Origin of the sequence: Streptomyces sp. Ac-502, from assembly GCF_045222935.1 — a bacterium.
Lineage (GTDB): Bacteria > Actinomycetota > Actinomycetes > Streptomycetales > Streptomycetaceae > Streptomyces > Streptomyces monomycini.
Window position 1 is genome coordinate 733,340 of record NZ_JBHFFO010000001.1, and the last position, 19,682, is coordinate 753,021.

At 73.7% G+C, this 19,682-nt stretch carries 2 protein-coding genes and 1 pseudogene (1 of these 3 cut by a window edge); all 3 read right to left on the bottom strand.

What is annotated here, in order from left to right; all coding sequences use genetic code 11:
- Positions 1–348, bottom strand: a pseudogene (locus tag ACEXOX_RS03395) (KR domain-containing protein); the annotation flags it as partial.
- On the bottom strand, positions 231–4,622 hold the full coding sequence (locus tag ACEXOX_RS03400; RefSeq protein WP_406526210.1) for a type I polyketide synthase: 4,392 nt from the start codon (positions 4,620–4,622) through the stop codon (positions 231–233). The gene ACEXOX_RS03400 and the pseudogene ACEXOX_RS03395, both read right to left, overlap by 118 nt.
- Positions 4,619–19,682, bottom strand: partial view of a type I polyketide synthase gene (locus ACEXOX_RS03405; RefSeq protein ID WP_406518997.1) — the 3' portion only. It continues 2,150 nt past the right edge of the window; 15,064 of the gene's 17,214 nt are visible here — the last part of the coding sequence; its start codon lies off the right edge, out of view; its stop codon occupies positions 4,619–4,621. The genes ACEXOX_RS03400 and ACEXOX_RS03405 overlap by 4 nt, the downstream gene beginning before the upstream one ends.

Consider the following 19,682-nt stretch of genomic DNA (forward strand, 5'->3'; position numbering starts at 1 on the left):
CAGCGCATCCAAGAACACATTGCCCGCGGCGTAGCTGCCCTGCCCCGGCGCCCCCAGCACGCCCGAGACGGACGAGTAGAGCACGAATGCGGCCAGGTTGAGGTCCTTGGTGGCCTCGTGCAGATGCCAGGCGGCATCCGCCTTCGGACGCAACACCCCCGACAACCGCTCCGGCGTCAGCGACGTCACCACACCGTCATCGAGCACACCCGCCGTGTGGATGACAGCCGTCAGCGGATGCGCGGCAGACACCGCACCCACGGCAGCCTGAACCGCCACCCGGTCCGCCACATCACAGGCGCGGACCGCGACCTCGGCGCCGTAGGCCGCCAACTCCTCCCGCAGCTCCCCAGCACCCGGCGCATCCGGACCGCTACGGCTGACCAGCAGCAGATGCCGCACCCCCGCTCGGCCACCAGATGCCGGGCCAGCTCACGTCCCAGTCCCCCGGTGCCACCAGTGATCAGCACCGTGCCGTCCGCATCCCACTCCCCCGGCACCTCCCCCGCACCACCGCCCAGCTCAGCCAGCCGGCCCACCCGCAGCGCCTCACCACGCACCACGAACTGGGCCTCCCCGGCAGCCAGCAGACCCGGCAGCTCTCCGAGCACCGGGTCGAGGGCCCCGTCCTCCAGGTCCACCAGCGCCAGCCGTCCCGGATTCTCCGACTGCGCCGAACGCACCAGACCCCACACCGCAGCCGCCGCCACATCCACCACCGGCTCACCCACACCAGCCGCCACAGCACCCCGCGTAACAAACACCAGACGGCAGGACCCCGTTTCCTCCCGGGCCGACCACTCCTGAAGCACACCCAGGACTCGGCCGGTCAACTCGTGCGTACGGGCAGGCACATCACCGGCCCCACGCCCGGATACGGGGACCACCACAAGGTCCTCGTCACCGGTCAGCTCCGACAGGGACCCGACCGACGCCCCGACCCCCAGCTCATCCGCGCCCAGGGACACACACCGCACCTCAGCCGGCTGCACCTCCGGACCCGCCACCCACTCCAACGACAACAGCTCACCGTGCTCCGCGCCGCTTCGTGCCGTCGATTCGCCGGTGCCGGGGTCGCGGTAGGCCCGCATCACCATCGCCTCGGCGGACAGGACCGGCGCGCCTTCGACGTCGACAGCCGTGATGGACATCGAGTCATCGCCGGTCTTCACGACCCGGACCCGCAGGACCGAGGCGCCGCCCGCGTGCAGCGACACGCCCCGCCAGGCAAAGGGCAGGAACCGGTCGTTCTCGCTGCCGACCCCGGCCATGCGGTGTGTCTGGAGCACCGCGTCCAGCAGCGCCGGGTGCAGTCCGAAGGACGCGGCCTCCTCGGCGGCCTGGTCCGGCAATACCACCTCGGCGAAGGCCCCGTCCTCGCAGCGCCACACCGAGCGCAGCCCCTGGAAGGCCGGGCCGTACCCGGTCCCCTCGTAGAAGCCCTCCAGGTCAACGGCCTCCGCGTCCGGCGGCGGCCAGACCGCGGAACCGAAGTCCCCGATCCGCTCCCCCGAGGTCAACGTGCCGCCCGCGTGCTGGGACCACGGCAGGCCGGGGTCACCGTCCGGGCGTGAATGTACGGAGATCGTGCGGGCGCCCGCCTCGTCGGCTGCCCCTACCAGTACCTGGATCTGAGTGGCGCGCTCCTCCTGGAGCACCAGAGGTTGCATCAGGACGAGGTCCCCGATGCGGTCACAGCCGACCTGGTCGGCAGCGCACATCGCCAGCTCCAGGAAACCGGTTCCCGGGAAGAGCACACTGCCACCCATGGCGTGGTCGGTCAGCCACGGATGCGTCCGGAGGGACAGCCTGCCCGTCAGCACCACCCCGCCATCGTCCGCGAGGGTGAGCGTCGCGCCCAGCAGGGGGTGCTCCGCGGGCAGCAGACCGGCGCCGGTCACATCCCCCGACTGCGCGGCCGGCCGGGGCCAGTACCACTGATGTTGGAAGGGGTAGGTGGGCAGGTCCACGCGGCGGGCACCGGTGCCGGCGAACCAGGCGGACCAGTCCACCCCGACCCCGTTGACATGCAGGTGGGCGAGCGCGGTCAGCAGCGCGGTCTCTTCGGGGCGGTCCTTGCGCAGGGCCGGAACAGCCACAGCCGTCGCGTCCAGACTGTGCCGGGCCATCGCCGTCAGCACCCCGTCCGGGCCCAACTCCAGGTAGGTATCGATGCCTTCAGCCGCCATGGCACGTACACCATCGGCGAAACGCACGGTCTCCCGCACGTGCCGCACCCAGTAGTCGGCCGTGCAGACGATGCTCTCGGTGGCGAGTCCGCCCGTCACATTGGAGACGAGCGGGATGCGCGGAGCCTCGTACGACAGCCCCTCGGCCACCCGCCGGAACTCCGCCAGCATCGGCTCCATCAACGGCGAATGGAACGCATGACTGACCGACAGCCGCTGGGTCTTGCGCCCCTCCGCCGCCAGCTCCTCCGCCATCCGCAGCACCTCGCACTCGCCCCCGGCAACGACCACAGACTCCGGCCCGTTGACCGCCGCGATCGACACCCCGCCGACCAACCGCCCCGCCACCTCACTCTCGGAGGCCTGCACAGCCACCATCGCACCGCCCACCGGCAACGCCTGCATCAACCGCGCACGGGCCGCCACCAGCACACACGCATCCGCCAGCGACAACACCCCCGCCACATGCGCCGCCGCAACCTCACCGACCGAATGCCCGGCCACACAGTCCGCACGAACCCCCAACGACTCCGCCAACCGGAACAACGCCACCTCCACCGCGAACAGCGCAGGCTGCGTGAACCCCGTCCCATCCAGACCCCCCACCTCACCGAACATCACCGCACGAAGATCACGCAACTCACCGTCGAAATGCCCCAGCACCTCGTCCAACGCCTCCGCGAACACCGGGAACCGGGCATACAGCTCCCGGCCCATCCCGGCCCGCTGCGCACCCTGACCCGAGAACAGCACCGCGACCGGGCGGCCGGTCTCCGAGCGGCCCGTCTCCGCGCGGCCCCGGGCCGCCTCGGACAGCTCTCCGTCGGGGCACTGTGCCAGCAGCACCGCACGGTGCGCGAAGATCGAACGGCCCGAGACGAGCGAGAAGCCCACGTCCACGGGTGCCGAGGTTCCCCTGAGCGAGGAGATCCGTTCGATCTGCGCCGCCAGTGCCTCCTCCGATTTGGCCGAGACCAGCCACGGCACCACGGCGGGCACCAGCTGTGGTTCCGGCGCCGGCTCTTCGGCCGGGTCCGCCTGTTCCACGATCACGTGGGCGTTGGTTCCGCTGATGCCGAACGACGACACACCCGCGCGCCACGGCCGGTCGGCCTTCGGCCACTGACGGGGCCCAGTCAGGAGGTCCACCGCGCCGGACGACCAGTCCACGTGCGACGACGGCGCGTCCACATGCAACGTCTGCGGCAGCACACCGTTGCGCATCGCCAGGACCACCTTGATGATCCCCGCCACCCCGGCCGCCGCCTGCGTGTGGCCGAGATTGGACTTCACCGAGCCGAGCAGCAAGGGCCGCTCCGGGGCCCGCCCCTGGCCGTAGGTGGCCAGCAGCGCCTGCGCCTCGATCGGGTCACCCAGGGGCGTACCGGTGCCGTGTGCCTCCACGACGTCCACGTCCGCGGCCGACAGTCCGGCGCTCGCCAGTGCCTGCCGGATCACCCGCTGCTGCGCAGGGCCGCTGGGCGCGGTGAAGCCGTTGGAGGCGCCGTCCTGGTTGACGGCGGAGCCCCGTACGACGGCCAGGACGGGGTGTCCGTTGCGGCGGGCGTCGCTCAGGCGCTCGACGACGAGGATGCCGACGCCTTCCGACCAGCCGGTGCCGTCGGCGGCGTCGGCGAACGCCTTGCACCGGCCGTCCGCCGCGAGGCCGCCCTGCCGGCTGAACTCCATCAGGGAGCCTGGGGACGACATGACGTTCACGCCGCCGACCAGGGCCAGCGAGCACTCGCCGGCCCTGAGGGCGTGGGCCGCCGTGTGCAGGGCCACGAGCGAGGACGAGCATGCCGTGTCGACCGTCACTGCCGGGCCTTCCAGGCCCAGCGTGTAGGACAGCCGCCCGGAGGTGGCGCTGGCGGCGATTCCGGTGCCGATGTCACCGGTGGCGTCGGCCAGGGACCCGACCAGCAGGTAGGCGTAGTCCTGGCCGTTGGTGCCGACGAACACTCCGGTGCGGCTGCCGCGCAGGGACACCGGGTCGATCCCGGCGCGTTCGATCGCCTCCCAGGAGGTCTCCAGCAGGAGCCGCTGCTGCGGGTCCATGGTGACGGACTCGCGCGGTGAGATTCCGAAGAAGTCCGCGTCGAAGTCGCCCACACCGTCGAGGAAGCCTCCTTCCTGGCTGACGGCGTTGCCGCGCCGGTCGACGCCGGCGTCGCGCAGGGCGTCGAGGTCCCAGCCGCGGTCCGTGGGGAACGCGCCGATGGCGTCCTTCCCGGAGGCCAGGAGGTCCCAGAGGTCCTCGGGCGAGTTCACGCCGCCGGGGTAGCGGCAGCTCATCGCCACGATCGCGACGGGTTCGGTGGCCGCGGCGGCGAGTTTGCGGTTCTGGCGGCGCAGGTGCTCGGCTTCCTTCAGCGAGGCACGGAGGGCCGCGACGACGGTTTCACTGGATGTGGTCATGGTCCGCTCTTTCAGTGCTCTTGGGAGGAGTTGCCGTCGAGTGCCGCCTGGACCAGATCGGCGACGTCCATCGCGTCGATCGACTCTTCGTAGGCGTCCGCTGCCGTCCCGGCGGCGGTCTCGGTGTGGGACGCCGCGGTCTGTTCGGCGAGCTTCAGCAGGGGGCCGAGCACGCCGATCTCGCGCAGCTGGGCCACGGAGACGGAGGCGAGCAGGGCCCTGATGCCGGAGGATTCCAGGTCGCCGTCGCCGGCCCCCTCCCCCGGTCCTTCGTCGGGGAGGAGCAGGCTCAGCAGGTGGGCGGCCAGGTCGGCGGGGTTGGGGTGGTCGAAGACGAGGGTGGCGGTCAGGGTCAGTCCGGTCGCGGCGCCGAGCTGGTTGCGTAGTTCGACGGCGCTCAGGGAGTCGAAGCCGAGGTCGCGGAAAGCCCGGTCGGCGCCCACGGCGTCGGCCGTGGGGTGTCCCAGTACGGCCGCGGCCCGGGTGCGGACCAGGGCCAGTACGGCTTCGGAGCGCTTGGCGGGCGGCAGGCCCGTCAGCTTCTCGCGCAGCGCGTCGCCGGTGGCGTCCGCGTCGGTGGCGTCCGTACCGGTGTCCGCCGCCTGGTGTCCGGTGCCGGCCGGCTCGCCGAGGAGCGGGCTGGGCCGTACGGCGGTGAAGGAGCGGACGAACCGGTCGCGTTCGATGTCGGCGACGACCTCGGTGGGCCGTCCGTCCATGACGGCCCGGCGCAGCGCCACGACGGCGAGGTCCGGGTCCAGCGGGCGGATGCCGATGCGCCGGGCCACGTCGGCCGCCCGGTCGTCGTCGGCCATCCCGCCGCCGCCCCACACGCCCCAGGCGATCGAGGTCGCGGCCAGGCCCTGGGCCCGGCGCTGTTCGGCGAGGGCGTCCAGGAAGGTGTTGGCGGCGGCGTAGTTGGCCTGGCCGGCGTTGCCGACCGCTCCGGAGGACGAGGAGAACAGGGCGAACACGGCCAGGTCCAGGTCCTTGGTGAGGTCGTGCAGGGCCAGGGCCGAGGCGGCCTTGGCGCGGAAGACGTCCTCGAAGCGGTCCGGGGTGAGGCTTTCCAGTACGCCGTCGTCGATGATGCCTGCGGTGTGGACGACGGCGGTCAGGGGCGCCTCTTCGGGGATGTCCGCCAGGACCTTCGCGAGGGCGTCGCGGTCGGCGGCGTCGCATGCGGTGAGGGTGACGTCCGCGCCGAGCGCGTTGAGGTCGGCGCGCAGTGCGTCCGCGCCGGGGGCGTCCGGGCCCCGGCGGCTCAGGAGCAGCAGGTGCCGTGCGCCCGCCCGGGCCAGTTCGCGTGCCACGTGGGCGCCCAGTGCTCCGGTACCGCCGGTGATCAGGACGGTTCCGGTGGGGTTCCACTCCTGGACGTCCCGGCCGGCCGGGACGGGTTCCAGCCGGCGGCCGAGTACGGCGGAGGGCCGGATCGCGATCTGGTCCTCGCCGCCGGGTGCGGCGATGACTTCGGCGAGGCGGGCCGCGGACCGTTCGTCGAGGGTTCCGGGCAGGTCGATCAGGCCTCCCCAGCGCCGCGGGTGCTCCAGGGCGGCCACCCGTCCCAGGCCCCACACGGCGGCCTGGGCGGGTGCGGTCGTGGAGTCGCCGGGTACGGCGGTGACCGCTGCGCGGGTGACGCACCACAGGGGTGCGGCGAGGTCCGCGTCGCCGAGCGCCTGGATCAAGGTGGTGGTGAGGGCCAGCGCCTCGGGGGCGTGGGCCGGGTGGGCGGGTTCCGTGGCGAGGGCGAGCAGGGAGACCACGGCACGGAACTCGCGTCCTTCGGCGGCCTGTTGGCGCAGCAGTCCGGCCAGGGTGGTGCGGTCGGTGCCGGGCGCGGTGAGGCGTACGGTGTCCGGGCCCAGGGCGGTGACGACGTCGGCGACCCACGGGTCCTGCTCGTGTCCTGCCGGGATCACCGCGAGGTGGGTGCCCGCCGGGGTGTGGGAGGGCGTGCGGGTCAGCGGCTGGAAGGTGATCCGCTGCCGCCAGCCGTCGACGGTGCCGGCCTCCTCGCGCCTGCGGCGCCAGTCCGCGAGCGCGGGGAGCACCTTGGACAGCGCGTCGCGCTCGACGTGGAGCGTGGATTCGAGTGTGGCGAAGTCCGCTTCCCGTACGGCCGACCAGAAGCCGTCGTCCGCGGCCGTCGCCGGGCCGGTGTCGGTGGCGGGCCGGCCGGCCGGCCAGAACCGCTGGTGCTGGAAGGGGTAGGTGGGCAGGTCGGTGCGGCGGGGCGCGGCCGGTGCCCCGGTGAGTACGGCGGGCCAGCGCGGGTTCGCTCCGTCGACGTGCAGCCGGGCGAGTGCGGTGACCAGGCTTTCCTGCTCCCCGCGGTCCCGGCGCAGCGCCGGGACGGTGACCGCCTGCGTGGGCAGGGTGTCCAGGGTTTCCTGGGCCATGGCGCACAGCGCGCCGTCGGGGCCGAGTTCCAGGAAGACGGTCACGCCGCGTTCAGCGAGGGTGCGGATGCCGTCGCCGAAGCGGACGGCTTCACGGACGTGGCGCACCCAGTAGTCCGGGGAGCACACCTGCTGCCCGGTCGCCGTCCCGCCGGTCACGTTGGACACGAGCGGGATCGCCGGGGTGTCGTAGCCGATGCTGCGGGCGACGCGTCGGAAGTCCTCCAGGATGGCGTCCATGTGCAGTGAGTGAAATGCATGGCTCACCCGCAAACGCCTAGTCTTGCGCCCGTCGGCGGTGAACTTCTCCGCGATGTCGAGGACCGCGGTCTCGTCGCCGGAGAGGACCACCGACCGCGGCCCGTTGACCGCCGCGACGGACACGCCGTCGGTCAGGTGTACCCGGACCTCCTCCTCGGTGGCCTGTACGGCGACCATGGCGCCGCCCGTGGGCAGGGCGTTCATCAGCCGGGCCCGTGCGGCCACCAGGCGGCACGCGTCGTCCAGGGAGAAGACCCCGGCCACGTGGGCGGCCGCTATCTCGCCGACGGAGTGCCCGGCGGCGAAGTCCGGACGGATGCCCCAGGACTCGACCAGGCGGAACAGCGCCACCTCGACGGCGAACAGCGCGGGCTGGGTGAAACCCGTCTCGTTCAGCCGCTCCGCGTCCTCGAACATGACGTCCCGCAGGGGGCGGTCCAGTTCCGCGTCCATACGTGCCGCCACCGCGTCCAGGGCCTCGGCGAACACCGGGAACCGGTCGTACAGCTCCCGGCCCATGCCCACGCGCTGCGCACCCTGGCCGGTGAACAGCACCGCGAGCTTGCCGCGGCGCTCCGGCACCCGGCCCCGCAGGACCTGGGGAGTGCCGAGTCCGTCGGCGAGCGCGGCCAGGCCCGCGAGCAGTTCCTCGCGGTCCTCGGCGAGGACGGCGGCCCGGTGGGTGAAGGCCGACCGGGTGGTGGCCGCGGACAGCGCGAACTCGGCGACACCGAGGCCGGGCCGGGCAGTCACGTAGGCGTGCAGCTGCCTGGCCTGGGCGCGCAGCGCTTCCGGCACGGCGCCGGACACGGGCACCGGCAGCGGACCGCCTGCCTCCTGGGGCTGCCGGGGTTCGTCCGGGACGGTTTCCACGGGCTGCTCGATGATCACGTGGGAGTTGGTGCCGCTGGCGCCGAAGGCCGAGATGCCGGCCCGGCGCGGGCGGCCGGTACGCGGCCAGTCGGCCGCGTCCGCCAGCAGTTCGACGGCTCCGGCGCTCCAGTCGACGTGCGCCGACGGCTCGTCGATGTGCAGGCTCCTGGGCAGCACGCCGTGTTGCATCGCCAGCACCATCTTGATCACGCCGGCGACGCCGGCGGCCGCCTGGGTGTGGCCGATGTTGGACTTCACCGACCCGAGCAGCAGCGGCCGGTCCTCCGGGCGGTCCTGTCCGTACGTGGCCAGCAGCGCCTGGGCCTCGATGGGGTCGCCCAGGGTGGTGCCGGTGCCATGGGCCTCCACGGCGTCCACGTCGGCCGGCGCCAGCCCCGCACTGGTCAGCGCCCGCTGGATGACGCGGCGCTGCGAGGGGCCGTTGGGCGCGGTGATGCCGTTGCTGGCACCGTCCTGGTTGACGGCGGAGCCGCGCAGCACCGCGAGGACCTCGTGCCCGTTGCGTCGGGCGTCCGAGAGCCGTTCCAGGACGAGCACGCCCACGCCCTCGGACCAGCCGGTGCCGGCTGCGGCGGACGCGAAGGGCCGGCAGCGGCCGTCCGGCGCGAGGGCTCCCATCTCCCCGAACTCGACGAAGTTCACCGGGCTGGACATCACCGTCACGCCGCCGGTCACGGCGAGGGAGCACTCGCCGCCGCGCAGGGCCTGGGCGGCCAGGTGGAGTGCCACCAGGGACGACGAGCACGCCGTGTCGACGCTGACGGAGGGGCCTTCCAGACCGAAGTGGTAGGCCACCCGGCCGGAGAGCAGGCTGGCCGACTGCGCGGTCTGCGCGTGGCCCAGCTGGCCCGCCTCGGGCCGGTAGTCGCCCGAGCCGCCGCCGATGAACACGCCGGTGTCGCCGCCGCGCAGCTGGGCGGGGTCGACGCCGGTGCGCTCCAGGGCCTCCCAGGTGGCTTCCAGGAGGATGCGCTGCTGTGGGTCCATCACCATCGCCTCGCGCGGCGAGATCCCGAAGAACCCGGGGTCGAAGTCGGCCACGTCGTAGAGGAACCCGCCTTCGCTCGTGACGGTCCGGCCGTGGCCGTCCCGGTCGCCGTGCAGCAGCCGGTCCAGGTCCCAGCCGCGGTCCGTGGGGAAGCCTCCGACGGCGTCCCTCTCGTCCATGACCAGCTGCCACAGGTCCTCGGGCGAACGGATACCGCCCGGGTAGCGGCAGCTCATGCCGACGATGGCGACCGGGTCCTCGGCGGTGCCGGCGCCCTCGGCCCGCGCCACCGCGGGGAGCTCCCGCCCGTCCTCGCCGAGGAGTGCGGCCCGCAGGTGGCCGGCGAGCGCCTCGGCCGTGGGGTAGTCGAAGACGAGGGTGGCGGGCAGCGTCAGGCCTGTCGCGGTGGCGAGCTGGTTGCGCAGGTCGACCGCGGTCAGCGAGTCGAAGCCGAGGTCCTTGAACGCCTGTCCGGAGGGTACGGCGTCGGCGTCCGCGAACCCGAGCACCGCGGCCACCTGGGTACGGATCAGGGCCAGCAGGATGTCGGTGTGTTCCGCTTCCGGGCGGGCGGCGAGTTCGGCCCGCAGGCCGGTCGTGGTGTCCGCCGTGCCCTGTCCGGTGCTGCCCGGGTCCGTCAGCGCGTCGCGGGCTTCGGGCAGTTCCGCGAAGAGGGCGGTGCGCCGGTTGCGGGTGAAGGCGGGCGCGAATCCGTCCCACCGTACGTCGGCGACCGTCACCGAGGGGGCGCCGGTGCCGAGGGAGCGGGCGAGCGCGGTCAGGGCCCGCTCGGGAGTCATCGCGGGCAGCCCGTTGGCCCGCAGATGGGCGGCCAGGCTGTCGGAGGTGGTGTCGGCCCAGCCGCCCCACGAGACCGTCGTGGCGGGCAGTCCGTGTGCGCGCAACGTGCTCGCCAGGGCGTCGAGCTGGGCGCCGGCCGCCGCCTCGGTGCCCCGGCCGCCGGCACCCCAGGCACCGGCGATCGAGGAGAAGAGGACGAACGCGTCCAGGGGACGGTCGCCGGCCGCCGCTTCGGCCACGGCCGCCAGGCTCTCCACGTCCGCACGCAGCGCGGCCAGAGCGGCGCCGGGATCCTCGGTGGCGGCGGGTCCGTACGCGTCGGCGTCGGACGGGCCGCCCGCGTGGACCACGGCGGTCAGCGGCGCCTGCTCCGGGAGCGCGGCGAGGGCGGCCGGCAGCGCTTCGCCGTCGGCCGACGCACCGTCGAGCACCGTCAACGACGCGCCCGTGGCCGCGAGTTCGGCACGCAGCTGCGTCGTGTCGGGTGCGGCGGGGTCGGCCAGTACCAGGTTCCGGGCGCCCTGTCCGGCGAGCCAGCGGGCGCAGTGTCCGCCGGCGCCGGACACCGGGCCGAAGACCAGGACCGTGCCGGCCGGCTGCCACGGTGCGACGGGGGCACTGTCCGCGCGCACCAGCCGCCGCCCGAAGGCGCCGGAGGGCCGCAGAGCCACCTGGTCCTCGTCACCGGCGCCGGACAGTACGGCGCGGAACCGTCCGGCCGAACGGCGGTCGAGCACCTGCGGCACGTCGACCAGGCCGCCCCAGCGGTCCGGGTGGTCCAGGGCCGCGACCCTGCCGAGGCCCCACACCGCCGCCTGGGCGACGCGGATCGCGGTCTCCGAGTGGTTCACCGACACCGCGCCGCGGGTGACGCACCACAGCGGAGCGTCGATTCCGGCGTCCGCCAGGGCGCGCAGCAGCTCGTCGGGCCATGCCGGTCCGGAGGGGAGAGTGTCGGTGTACGGGGTGGCGAGAAGAGAGACCACTCCGGTGAACCCGGCGCCGCGCGGACCGAGTTCGGTGAGCTGCCCGGCGAGTGCGCCGCAGTCGGTCGCGTCGACTTCGACGGTGACGGCCGACTCACCGAGGGCCGCGGTCACGGCCGCGTTCCCCTCGTCGTCGGCATGGCCTGCCGGGACGAGCGCCAGCCACGGCTCCGGGAGCGTGCCCGCCGGCATGCCGCCGAGCGGTTTCCAGGACACCTCGTAGCGCCAGCCGTCGACGGTCGAGTGCTCGACGCGCTTGCGGCGCCAGGCGGACAGGGCGGGTACGAGGGTGGCCAGCGCGGCATCGTCCAGGTCGAGGCCGGTGGAGAGCGACGACAGGTCTTCGCGCTCCACCGCGTCCCAGAACTCGGCGTCCACGGGGTCCTGCGGGCCGTCCTGCGCACGCCCTGCGGGCGTGGCCTCCGGCCAGAACCACTGGTGCTGGAAGGGGTAGGTGGGCAGGTCCACGCGGCGGGCACCGGTGCCGGCGAACCAGGCGGACCAGTCCACCCCGACCCCGTTGACATGCAGGTGGGCGAGCGCGGTCAGCAGCGCGGTCTCTTCGGGACGGTCCTTGCGCAGGGCCGGAACAGCCACAGCCGTCTCGTCCAGACTGTGCCGGGCCATCGCCGTCAGCACCCCGTCCGGGCCCAACTCCAGGTAGGAATCGATGCCTTCAGCCGCCATGGCACGTACACCATCGGCGAAACGCACGGTCTCCCGCACGTGCCGCACCCAGTAGTCGGCCGTGCAGACGATGCTCTCGGTGGCGAGTCCGCCCGTCACATTGGAGACGAGCGGGATGCGCGGAGCCTCGTACGACAGCCCCTCGGCCACCCGCCGGAACTCCGCCAGCATCGGCTCCATCAACGGCGAATGGAACGCATGACTGACCGACAGCCGCTGGGTCTTGCGCCCCTCCGCCGCCAGCTCCTCCGCCATCCGCAGCACCTCGCACTCGCCCCCGGCAACGACCACAGACTCCGGCCCGTTGACCGCCGCGATCGACACCCCGCCGACCAACCGCCCCGCCACCTCACTCTCGGAGGCCTGCACAGCCACCATCGCACCGCCCACCGGCAACGCCTGCATCAACCGCGCACGGGCCGCCACCAGCACACACGCATCCGCCAGCGACAACACCCCCGCCACATGCGCCGCCGCAACCTCACCGACCGAATGCCCGGCCACACAGTCCGCACGAACCCCCAACGACTCCGCCAACCGGAACAACGCCACCTCCACCGCGAACAGCGCAGGCTGCGTGAACCCCGTCTCATCCAGGCCCCCCACCTCACCGAACATCACCGCACGAAGATCACGCAACTCACCGTCGAAATGCCCCAGCACCTCGTCCAACGCCTCCGCGAACACCGGGAACCGGGCATACAGCTCCCGGCCCATCCCGGCCCGCTGCGCACCCTGACCCGAGAACAGCACCGCCAGCTTCCCGTCGGTCTCCCGGGCGACGCCGCGTGCGAGTTCCCGTACTCCCGCTCCGTCGGCCGCGAGGACCGCGCGGTGGGCGAACGCCGCCCTGCCGGTGGCGAGGGAGTGGCCCACGTCGACCGGTGAGAGGCCGGTCAGTGCCGAGACCTGCCCGGTCTGTGCCGCCAGCGCGGCCTCGGAGGTGCCCGACACCGGCCAGGGCACGAGGTCCGGCACCACGGTGGGCGTGGCGGGCTCGTCCGCCGCGGGCTCCTCGGTGGCCGGCGCCTGCTCGATGATGACGTGGGCGTTGGTGCCGCTGACGCCGAAGGCGGAGACGCCGGCCCGCCGGACGTGTCCGGTGTCGGGCCACTCCTGCTGCTCGGTGATGAGCGAGACCGTGCCGTCCGTCCAGTCGACGTGCGAGGACGGGGAGTCGACGTGCAGCGTCTTGGGGAGCACGCCGTGGCGCATCGCAAGAAGCATCTTGATCGTGCCGGCGACGCCGGCGGCGGCCTGGGTGTGGCCCAGGTTCGACTTGACGGCGCCGAGCAGCAGCGGGCGTGGCCGGTCCGGTCCGTAGGCGGCCATCAGGGCGTTGGCCTCGATGGGGTCGCCGAGGGTGGTGCCGGTGCCGTGGGCCTCGACCACATCGACGTCTGCGGGCGTGAGGTCGGCGTCGGCGAGGGCCTGGCGGATGGCGCGCTGCTGGGCGCGTCCGCTGGGCGCGGTCAGGCCGTTGGAGGCGCCGTCCTGGTTGACGGCGGTGCCGCGCACGATGCCCCAGACGTCGTGGCCGTTGCGGCGGGCGTCGGAGAGCCGTTCCAGGAGGAGGACGCCCACGCCCTCGGACCAGCTGGTGCCGTCGGCCGCGTCGGCGAACGGCTTGCAGCGGCCGTCGGGGGCCAGCCCGCCCTGGACCGTGAACTCGGTGAAGGAGTCGGGGCTGGACATGACCGAGACGCCGCCGGCCAGTGCGAGGGCGCACTCGCCGGTGCGCAGGGCGTTCGCGGCCATGTGCAGGGCGACCAGCGCGGAGGAGCAGGCGGTGTCGACGGTGACGGCCGGGCCTTCCAGGCCGAAGGCGTAGGAGAGGCGTCCCGACATGACGCTGGCGGTGTTGCCGGTGGCGACGTGTCCCCGTACGTCGGTGGTGCCGGTGCCCTGGCGCAGAAGCGTGGCGTAGTCCTGGCCGTTGGTACCGACGAAGACGCCGGTGCGGCTGCCGCGCAGGGTGGTCGCGTCGATCCCGGCGCGCTCGAACGCCTCCCAGGTGGTCTCCAGCAGCAGCCGCTGCTGGGGGTCCATGGCCAGGGCCTCGCGGGGCGAGATGCCGAAGAAGGCGGCGTCGAAGAAGCCGACGCCGTCGAGGAAGCCGCCTTCGAGGGTGGCGGAGGCGCCCTGCGCGAGGGCGTCCAGGTCCCAGCCTCGGTCCGTGGGGAAGCCGGAGATGGCGTCCTCGCCCTGGCTGAGCAGCTGCCAGAGGTCTTCGGGGGACCGTACGCCCCCGGGGAAACGGCAGTTCAGGCCGACGATGGCGATGGGGTCGTCGTCCGCCGCCCGGCCGGCGGGAGCCGGAGTGCCGGGCTCGGGCAGGGTGCCCTGGAGTTCGGCGAGCAGGAAGTCGGCGAGGGCTGTCGGCGTCGGGTAGTCGTAGACGAGGGTCGTGGGCAGTTTCAGGCCGGTGGTGGCCGTGAGGGTGTTGCGCAGTTCGACGGTGGTCAGGGAGTCGAAGCCGAGGTCGCTGAAGGCGCGGTCGGCGCCGACGCCCGAGGTGCCGGTGTGTCCGAGGACCGCGGCGACCTGGGTGCGTACCAGGTCCAGGACGAAGCGCGGGCGTGCGGCCGGGGAGAGACCGGCGAGCCGCCGACGCAGGGCCGGTTCCCGCAGGGCGGTTTCCGTTCCGGCGGACGGCGCGGCCCTGCGCAGTTCGGGCAGGTCGCCGACGAGGGGGCTGGGGCGCAGTGCGGTGAACACCTCCGCGTAGCGCTGCCAGTCGATGTCGGCGAGGGTCGGCGTCGTGGCGTCGTGCTCGATCGCCCGGCGCAGGGCGGTGAGGGCGAGCCGGGGCGCCATGGGGGTGAAGCCGCCGCGGCGGACGCGGTCCTGGATGCCGGTGCCGTCGGCCGCCATGCCGGTCTCTGCCCAGGGGCCCCAGGCGACCGAGGTCGCGGGCAGGCCGTGGGCGCGGCGGTGTTCGGCGAAGGCGTCGAGGAAGGCGTTGGCGGCGGCGTAGTTGGCCTGGCCGGGTGCGCCGAGGGTGCCGGCGACGGAGGAGAAGAGCACGAAGGCGGTCAGGTCCCGGTCGCGGGTCGTCTCGTGCAGGTTGAGGGTGGCGGTGACCTTGGCGCGCAGGACGGAGGTGAACTGCTCCGGGGTGAGTGTGTCCAGGGTGCCGTCGTCGACGGTGCCGGCGGTGTGGAACACGGCGGTGAGCGGGTGCTCTTCGGGGATCGAGGCCAGTACGGCGGTGAGCGCGTCGCGGTCGGCCGTGTCGCAGGCCGCGACGGTGACCCGGGCTCCCAGGTCCTCCAACTGCGCGGCCAGGTCACCGGCGCCGGGGGCGTCGGGACCGCGGCGGCTGACCAGCAGCAGGTGCTGGGCGCCCGCTTCGGCCAGCCATCGGGCGACGTGGCCGCCGAGCGCGCCGGTGCCGCCGGTGACGAGCACGGTGCCGGTGGGGCGGAATGTGTCCGTCTCGGTGGCCGGTGCGGCTCGGTGGTGTGCCAGGCGGCGGGCGAAGGTGCCTGCGGTACGTACGGCGAGCTGGTCCTCGCCGCCGTTGTCGGCGAGTACGGCGGTCAGGCGGCGCAGGGTGCTGCCGTCGAGCTCGTCGGGGAGGTCGACGAGGCCGCCCCAGCGCTGCGGGTGTTCCAGTGCGGCCACTCTGCCCAGGCCCCAGACGGCTGACTGGGCAGGCCGGGCCGGGTGTTCGGCGCGGTCGGCGGCGACGGCGGTGCGGGTCACGCACCACAGCGGGGCCTCGATGCCCGCGTCCCCCAGGGCCTGGACGGCGGTTGCCGTGAGCAGCAGGCCCGTGGCCGTACGGTCATCGGTGTCATCGGTGTCTTCGCCGGCCGTCGCCAGCAGGGACAGGACGCCCGCGAACGGACCGTGCCCGTCGGCCAGGGTGCTCAGCCGTTCGGCGAGGTCCCGGCGCTGCGGGGCGGTGACGTCCACCCGTACGGCGTCGGTGCCCAGGATGCCGGCGACCGGGTCGAGCCAGGCTTGGTCGCCGTCGGCCGGTGCGAGTACCAGCCAGGTCCCGGCCGGGCGTCCGGCGGTGGCCGTTCCGGTGAGGGGCTTCCAGGTGGTCCGGTAGCGCCAGCCGTCGACGGTGGAGCGTTCCCGGCTCTTGCGCCGCCAGGCGGAGAGGGCGGGCACGACGGCGGTGAGAGTGTCGTCGTCCAGGTCGAGCGAGGAGCCCAGGGATGCCAGGTCCGCGCGCTCCACCGCCGACCAGAACTCCGCGTCCGCCGCGTCGGCGGGCTCCGCGGCCACGGCGGTTCCGGCTGCCGCCTCGGGCCAGTAGCGCTCGCGCTGGAAGGGGTAGGTGGGCAGGTCGGTCCGGCAGGCGCCGCTGCCCGCGAACACCGCGTCCCAGTCGACGCCGACGCCGTGGAGGTGGAGCCGGGCCAGGGCCGTGGTCAGTGCCGGGTCCTCGGGCCGGTCCCGGCGCAGTGCCGGGACGGCGGTGACGTGGGTCTGCTCGCCGGCGCAGCCGCGTACCGCGCCGCTGAGCACGGCGTCCGGTCCCAGCTCGAAGAAGGTCGTCACGCCGTGCTCGATGAGGTGCCGTACGGCGTCGGCGAAGCGGACGGTGCCGCGGACCTGTCCGGTCCAGTACTCCGGCGTGGCCAGCTCCTCGTGCGTGAGGAGCGCGCCGGTGACGGTGGACACCAGCGGCACGGTGGGCGCGTGGCAGGTGACGGAGCCGACGGCGCGGGCGAAGTCCGCCAGCATCGGGTCCATGTGCGGCGAGTGGAAGGCGTGGCTGACGCGCAGCCGCTTGGTGCGGCGGCCGAGTTCCTGGAAGTGGGCCGCCACGGCGAGGACCGCGTCCTCGTCGCCCGAGACGGTCAGGGAGTCCGGGGTGTTGACGGCGGCGACCGCGGCCCGCCCCTCGTACGGGGCGAGCACGGCGGCCACCTCGTCCTCGGTGGCTTCGACGGAGGCCATGGCGCCGCCCGCGGGCAGGGCCGCCATCAGGCGGCCGCGGGCCGCGACGAGGGTGCAGGCGTCCTCCAGGGAGAGGACTCCGGCGGCGTGCGCGGCGGCGAATTCGCCGATGGAGTGGCCCGCGACGTAGTCGGGACGCAGGCCCCAGGACTCGGCGAGGCGGAACAGGGCCACTTCGAGGGCGAAGAGGGCGGGCTGGGTGTAGCCGGTGTCGTCCAGCAGCTCGGCCTCGGGGGTGCCCGGTTCCGCGAACAGGATCTCCCGCAGCGGGCGGTCGAGTTCGAGGTCGAAGCGGGCCAGTACGGCGTCCAGGGCCTCGGCGTAGACCGGGTGGCGGTCGTACAGTTCACGGCCCATTCCGGGGCGCTGGCTGCCCTGCCCGGTGAAGAGGAAGGCCGGCCGGCCACGGTCCGGGCGGCCGGTGAGCAGCCCGCCGTCGGGTTCCGCGTCGCGCAGCGCGGTCAGGGCGCGGACGAGGGTGCCGTGGTCGTCGGTGACGACGGCCGCGCGGTGTTCCAGTTCGGCCCGGGAGGTGGCGAGGGAGTACGCGAGGTCGGTGAGCGGCAGTCCGGGGTGGTCGGTGAGGTGGGACAGGAGCCGCCCGGCCTGGGCGCGCAGGGCCGCTTCGGAGTGTCCGGACAGGGTCAGGGGGACGGGTGCGGGATCGGCCGGGCGGGCCGGCGCGGTCTCGGCGTGGTCCTCGGCCGGCTCCTCCGGGGCCTGTTCGAGGATGGTGTGGACGTTGGTGCCGCTGAGCCCGAAGGAGGAGACGCCCGCGCGGCGCGGGTGTCCGGTGCTCGGCCAGGCGAGCGGCTCGGTGAGCAGGCGGATGGCGCCGGAGCTCCAGTCGACGTGCGAGGAGGGCCGGTCGATGTGCAGGCTCTGCGGCACGGTGCCGTGGCGCAGGGCCAAGACCATCTTGATGACGCTGGCCACGCCGGACGCCATCTGGGTGTGGCCGATGTTGGACTTGACGGAGCCCAGGAGCAGCGGGTGCTCAAGGTCGCGGCCCTGGCCGTAGGTGGCGAGCAGGGCCTGTGCCTCGATGGGGTCGCCGAGGGCGGTACCGGTGCCGTGTCCGTCGATGACGTCCACGCCGTCCGCGTCCACCTTGGCGTTGGTCAGGGCCTGGCGGATGACGCGCTGTTGGGACGGGCCGTTGGGTGCGGTCAGTCCGTTGGAGGCGCCGTCCTGGTTGACGGCGGAGCCGCGGATCACGGCCAGGACCCGGTGCCCGTTGCGGCGGGCGTCGGAGAGCCGTTCGACGAGGAGGAGGCCGACGCCTTCGGCCAGGCTCATGCCGTCGGCCTGATCGGAGTACGCCTTGCAGCGGCCGTCGGCGGCCATCGCGCGCTGCCGGCTGAAGCCGACGAACGCGCCAGGCGTGGACATGATGCTGACGCCGCCCGCGAGGGCCAGGGAGCTCTCGCCGTTGCGCAGGGACTGGCAGGCCAGGTGCAGGGCGACCAGCGAGGAGGAGCAGGCGGTGTCGAGGGAGACGGCCGGGCCCTCGAAGCCGTAGGTGTAGGAGAGCCGGCCGGACAGGACGCTGGAGATGGTGCCGGTGATCAGGTGTCCTTCGGCGCCTTCCGGGCTCGCTCCGGAGGCCCCGTAATCCTGGTAGCTGGCACCGATGAAGGTGCCGGTGCTGCTGCCGCGCAGAGTGGCAGGGTCGATGCCGGCGCGCTCCATCGCCTCCCAGGAGGTCTCCAGCAGCAGGCGCTGCTGCGGGTCCATGGCCAGGGCCTCGCGGGGCGAGATGCCGAAGAATGCGGCGTCGAAGTCGGCGGCTTCGTGGAGGAAGCCGCCTCGGGTGGAGTAGGTGTGGCCGGCCCGGTCGGGGTCGGGGTCGTAGAGGCCCTCGGCGTCCCAGCCGCGGTCGGTGGGGAACTCGCCGATGGCGTCGCCGCCGTCGGTGACCAGCCGCCACAGGTCCTCCGGCGAGCCGATGCCGCCGGGGTAGCGGCAGCTCATGCCGATGATGGCGATGGGCTCGTCGCCGGCGGCGGTGGCGCTGTTCACGGCCGTGGTACCGGTGGCGGACCCGGCGAGGGACTCGCGCAGGTAGGCGACGAGTGCGAGCGGGTTGGGGTAGTCGAAGACCATGGTGCTCGGCAGGGCGAGCCCGGTCACGGCGGCGATCCGGTTGCGCAGGTCGACGGCGGTCAGCGAGTCGAAGCCGACGTCGCGGAAGGCGCGTTGCCCGGAGAGCACGTCGGGTGAGGCGTGGCCGAGCGCGGTGGCCGCCTCGGTGCGGACGAGGTCCAGCAGGACCCGGTCCTGCTCGACGGGGGCCAGCCCGCGGAGCCGGGCGGCGAACTCGCTGCCGGAGTCCGCGGCGTGGCTGGTGTCCTCTTCGAGCCGCTGGACCTCGGGCAGATCCTCGAAGAGCCGGGTGGGTCGCGCGGCGGTGAAGACGGGGTGGTAGCGCTCCCAGTCCACGTCCGCGACGGCCAGCACCGTCTCGTCGTCGTCGAGGGCCTGCCGCAGGCCGGTGAGGGCCAGCTGGGGGTCCATGAAGACCAGTCCGCTGCGGCGGATCTGGCCGGGGTCGACGCGGCCGAGCTTGAGGTCGTCGGCCCAGATGCCCCAGGAGACGGCGGTGGCACGGGCGCCGCGGGCGCGGCGCTGTTCGGCCAGGGCGTTGAGGTAGGCGTTGCCGGCGACGTAGGAGGCGTGCGCGCCGCTCCCCCACATGCCGGCGGTGGAGGAGTACAGGACGAAGGCGTCGAGGTCGTCGCCGAGGAGTTCGTCCAGGTGCCGGGCGCCGGTGACCTTGGCGTCCAGGACCCTCGCGAAGGCGTCGGGGGTCGTCTCCTCCAGCGTCTCCAGTTCGATGGTGACGGCGGTGTGCACGACGGTGCGTACGGTGCGGCCCTCGGCCTCCAGCGTGGCGAGCATCCGGGCGACCGCGTCGCGGTCGGTCAGGTCGCAGGCGACGACACCGGCCTCGCAGCCCATCTCGGCCAGTTCCCGGACGATGGCGTCGGCGCCGGGCGCCTCCGGGCCGCGGCGGCTGGTGAGTACGACGTGTTCGGCGCCCTGCTGGGCGAGCCAGCGGGCCAGGTGCGGGGCGAGCGTGCCGGTGCCGCCGGTGACGAGGGTGGTGCCCCGCGGCGTCCACGGCTGGGCG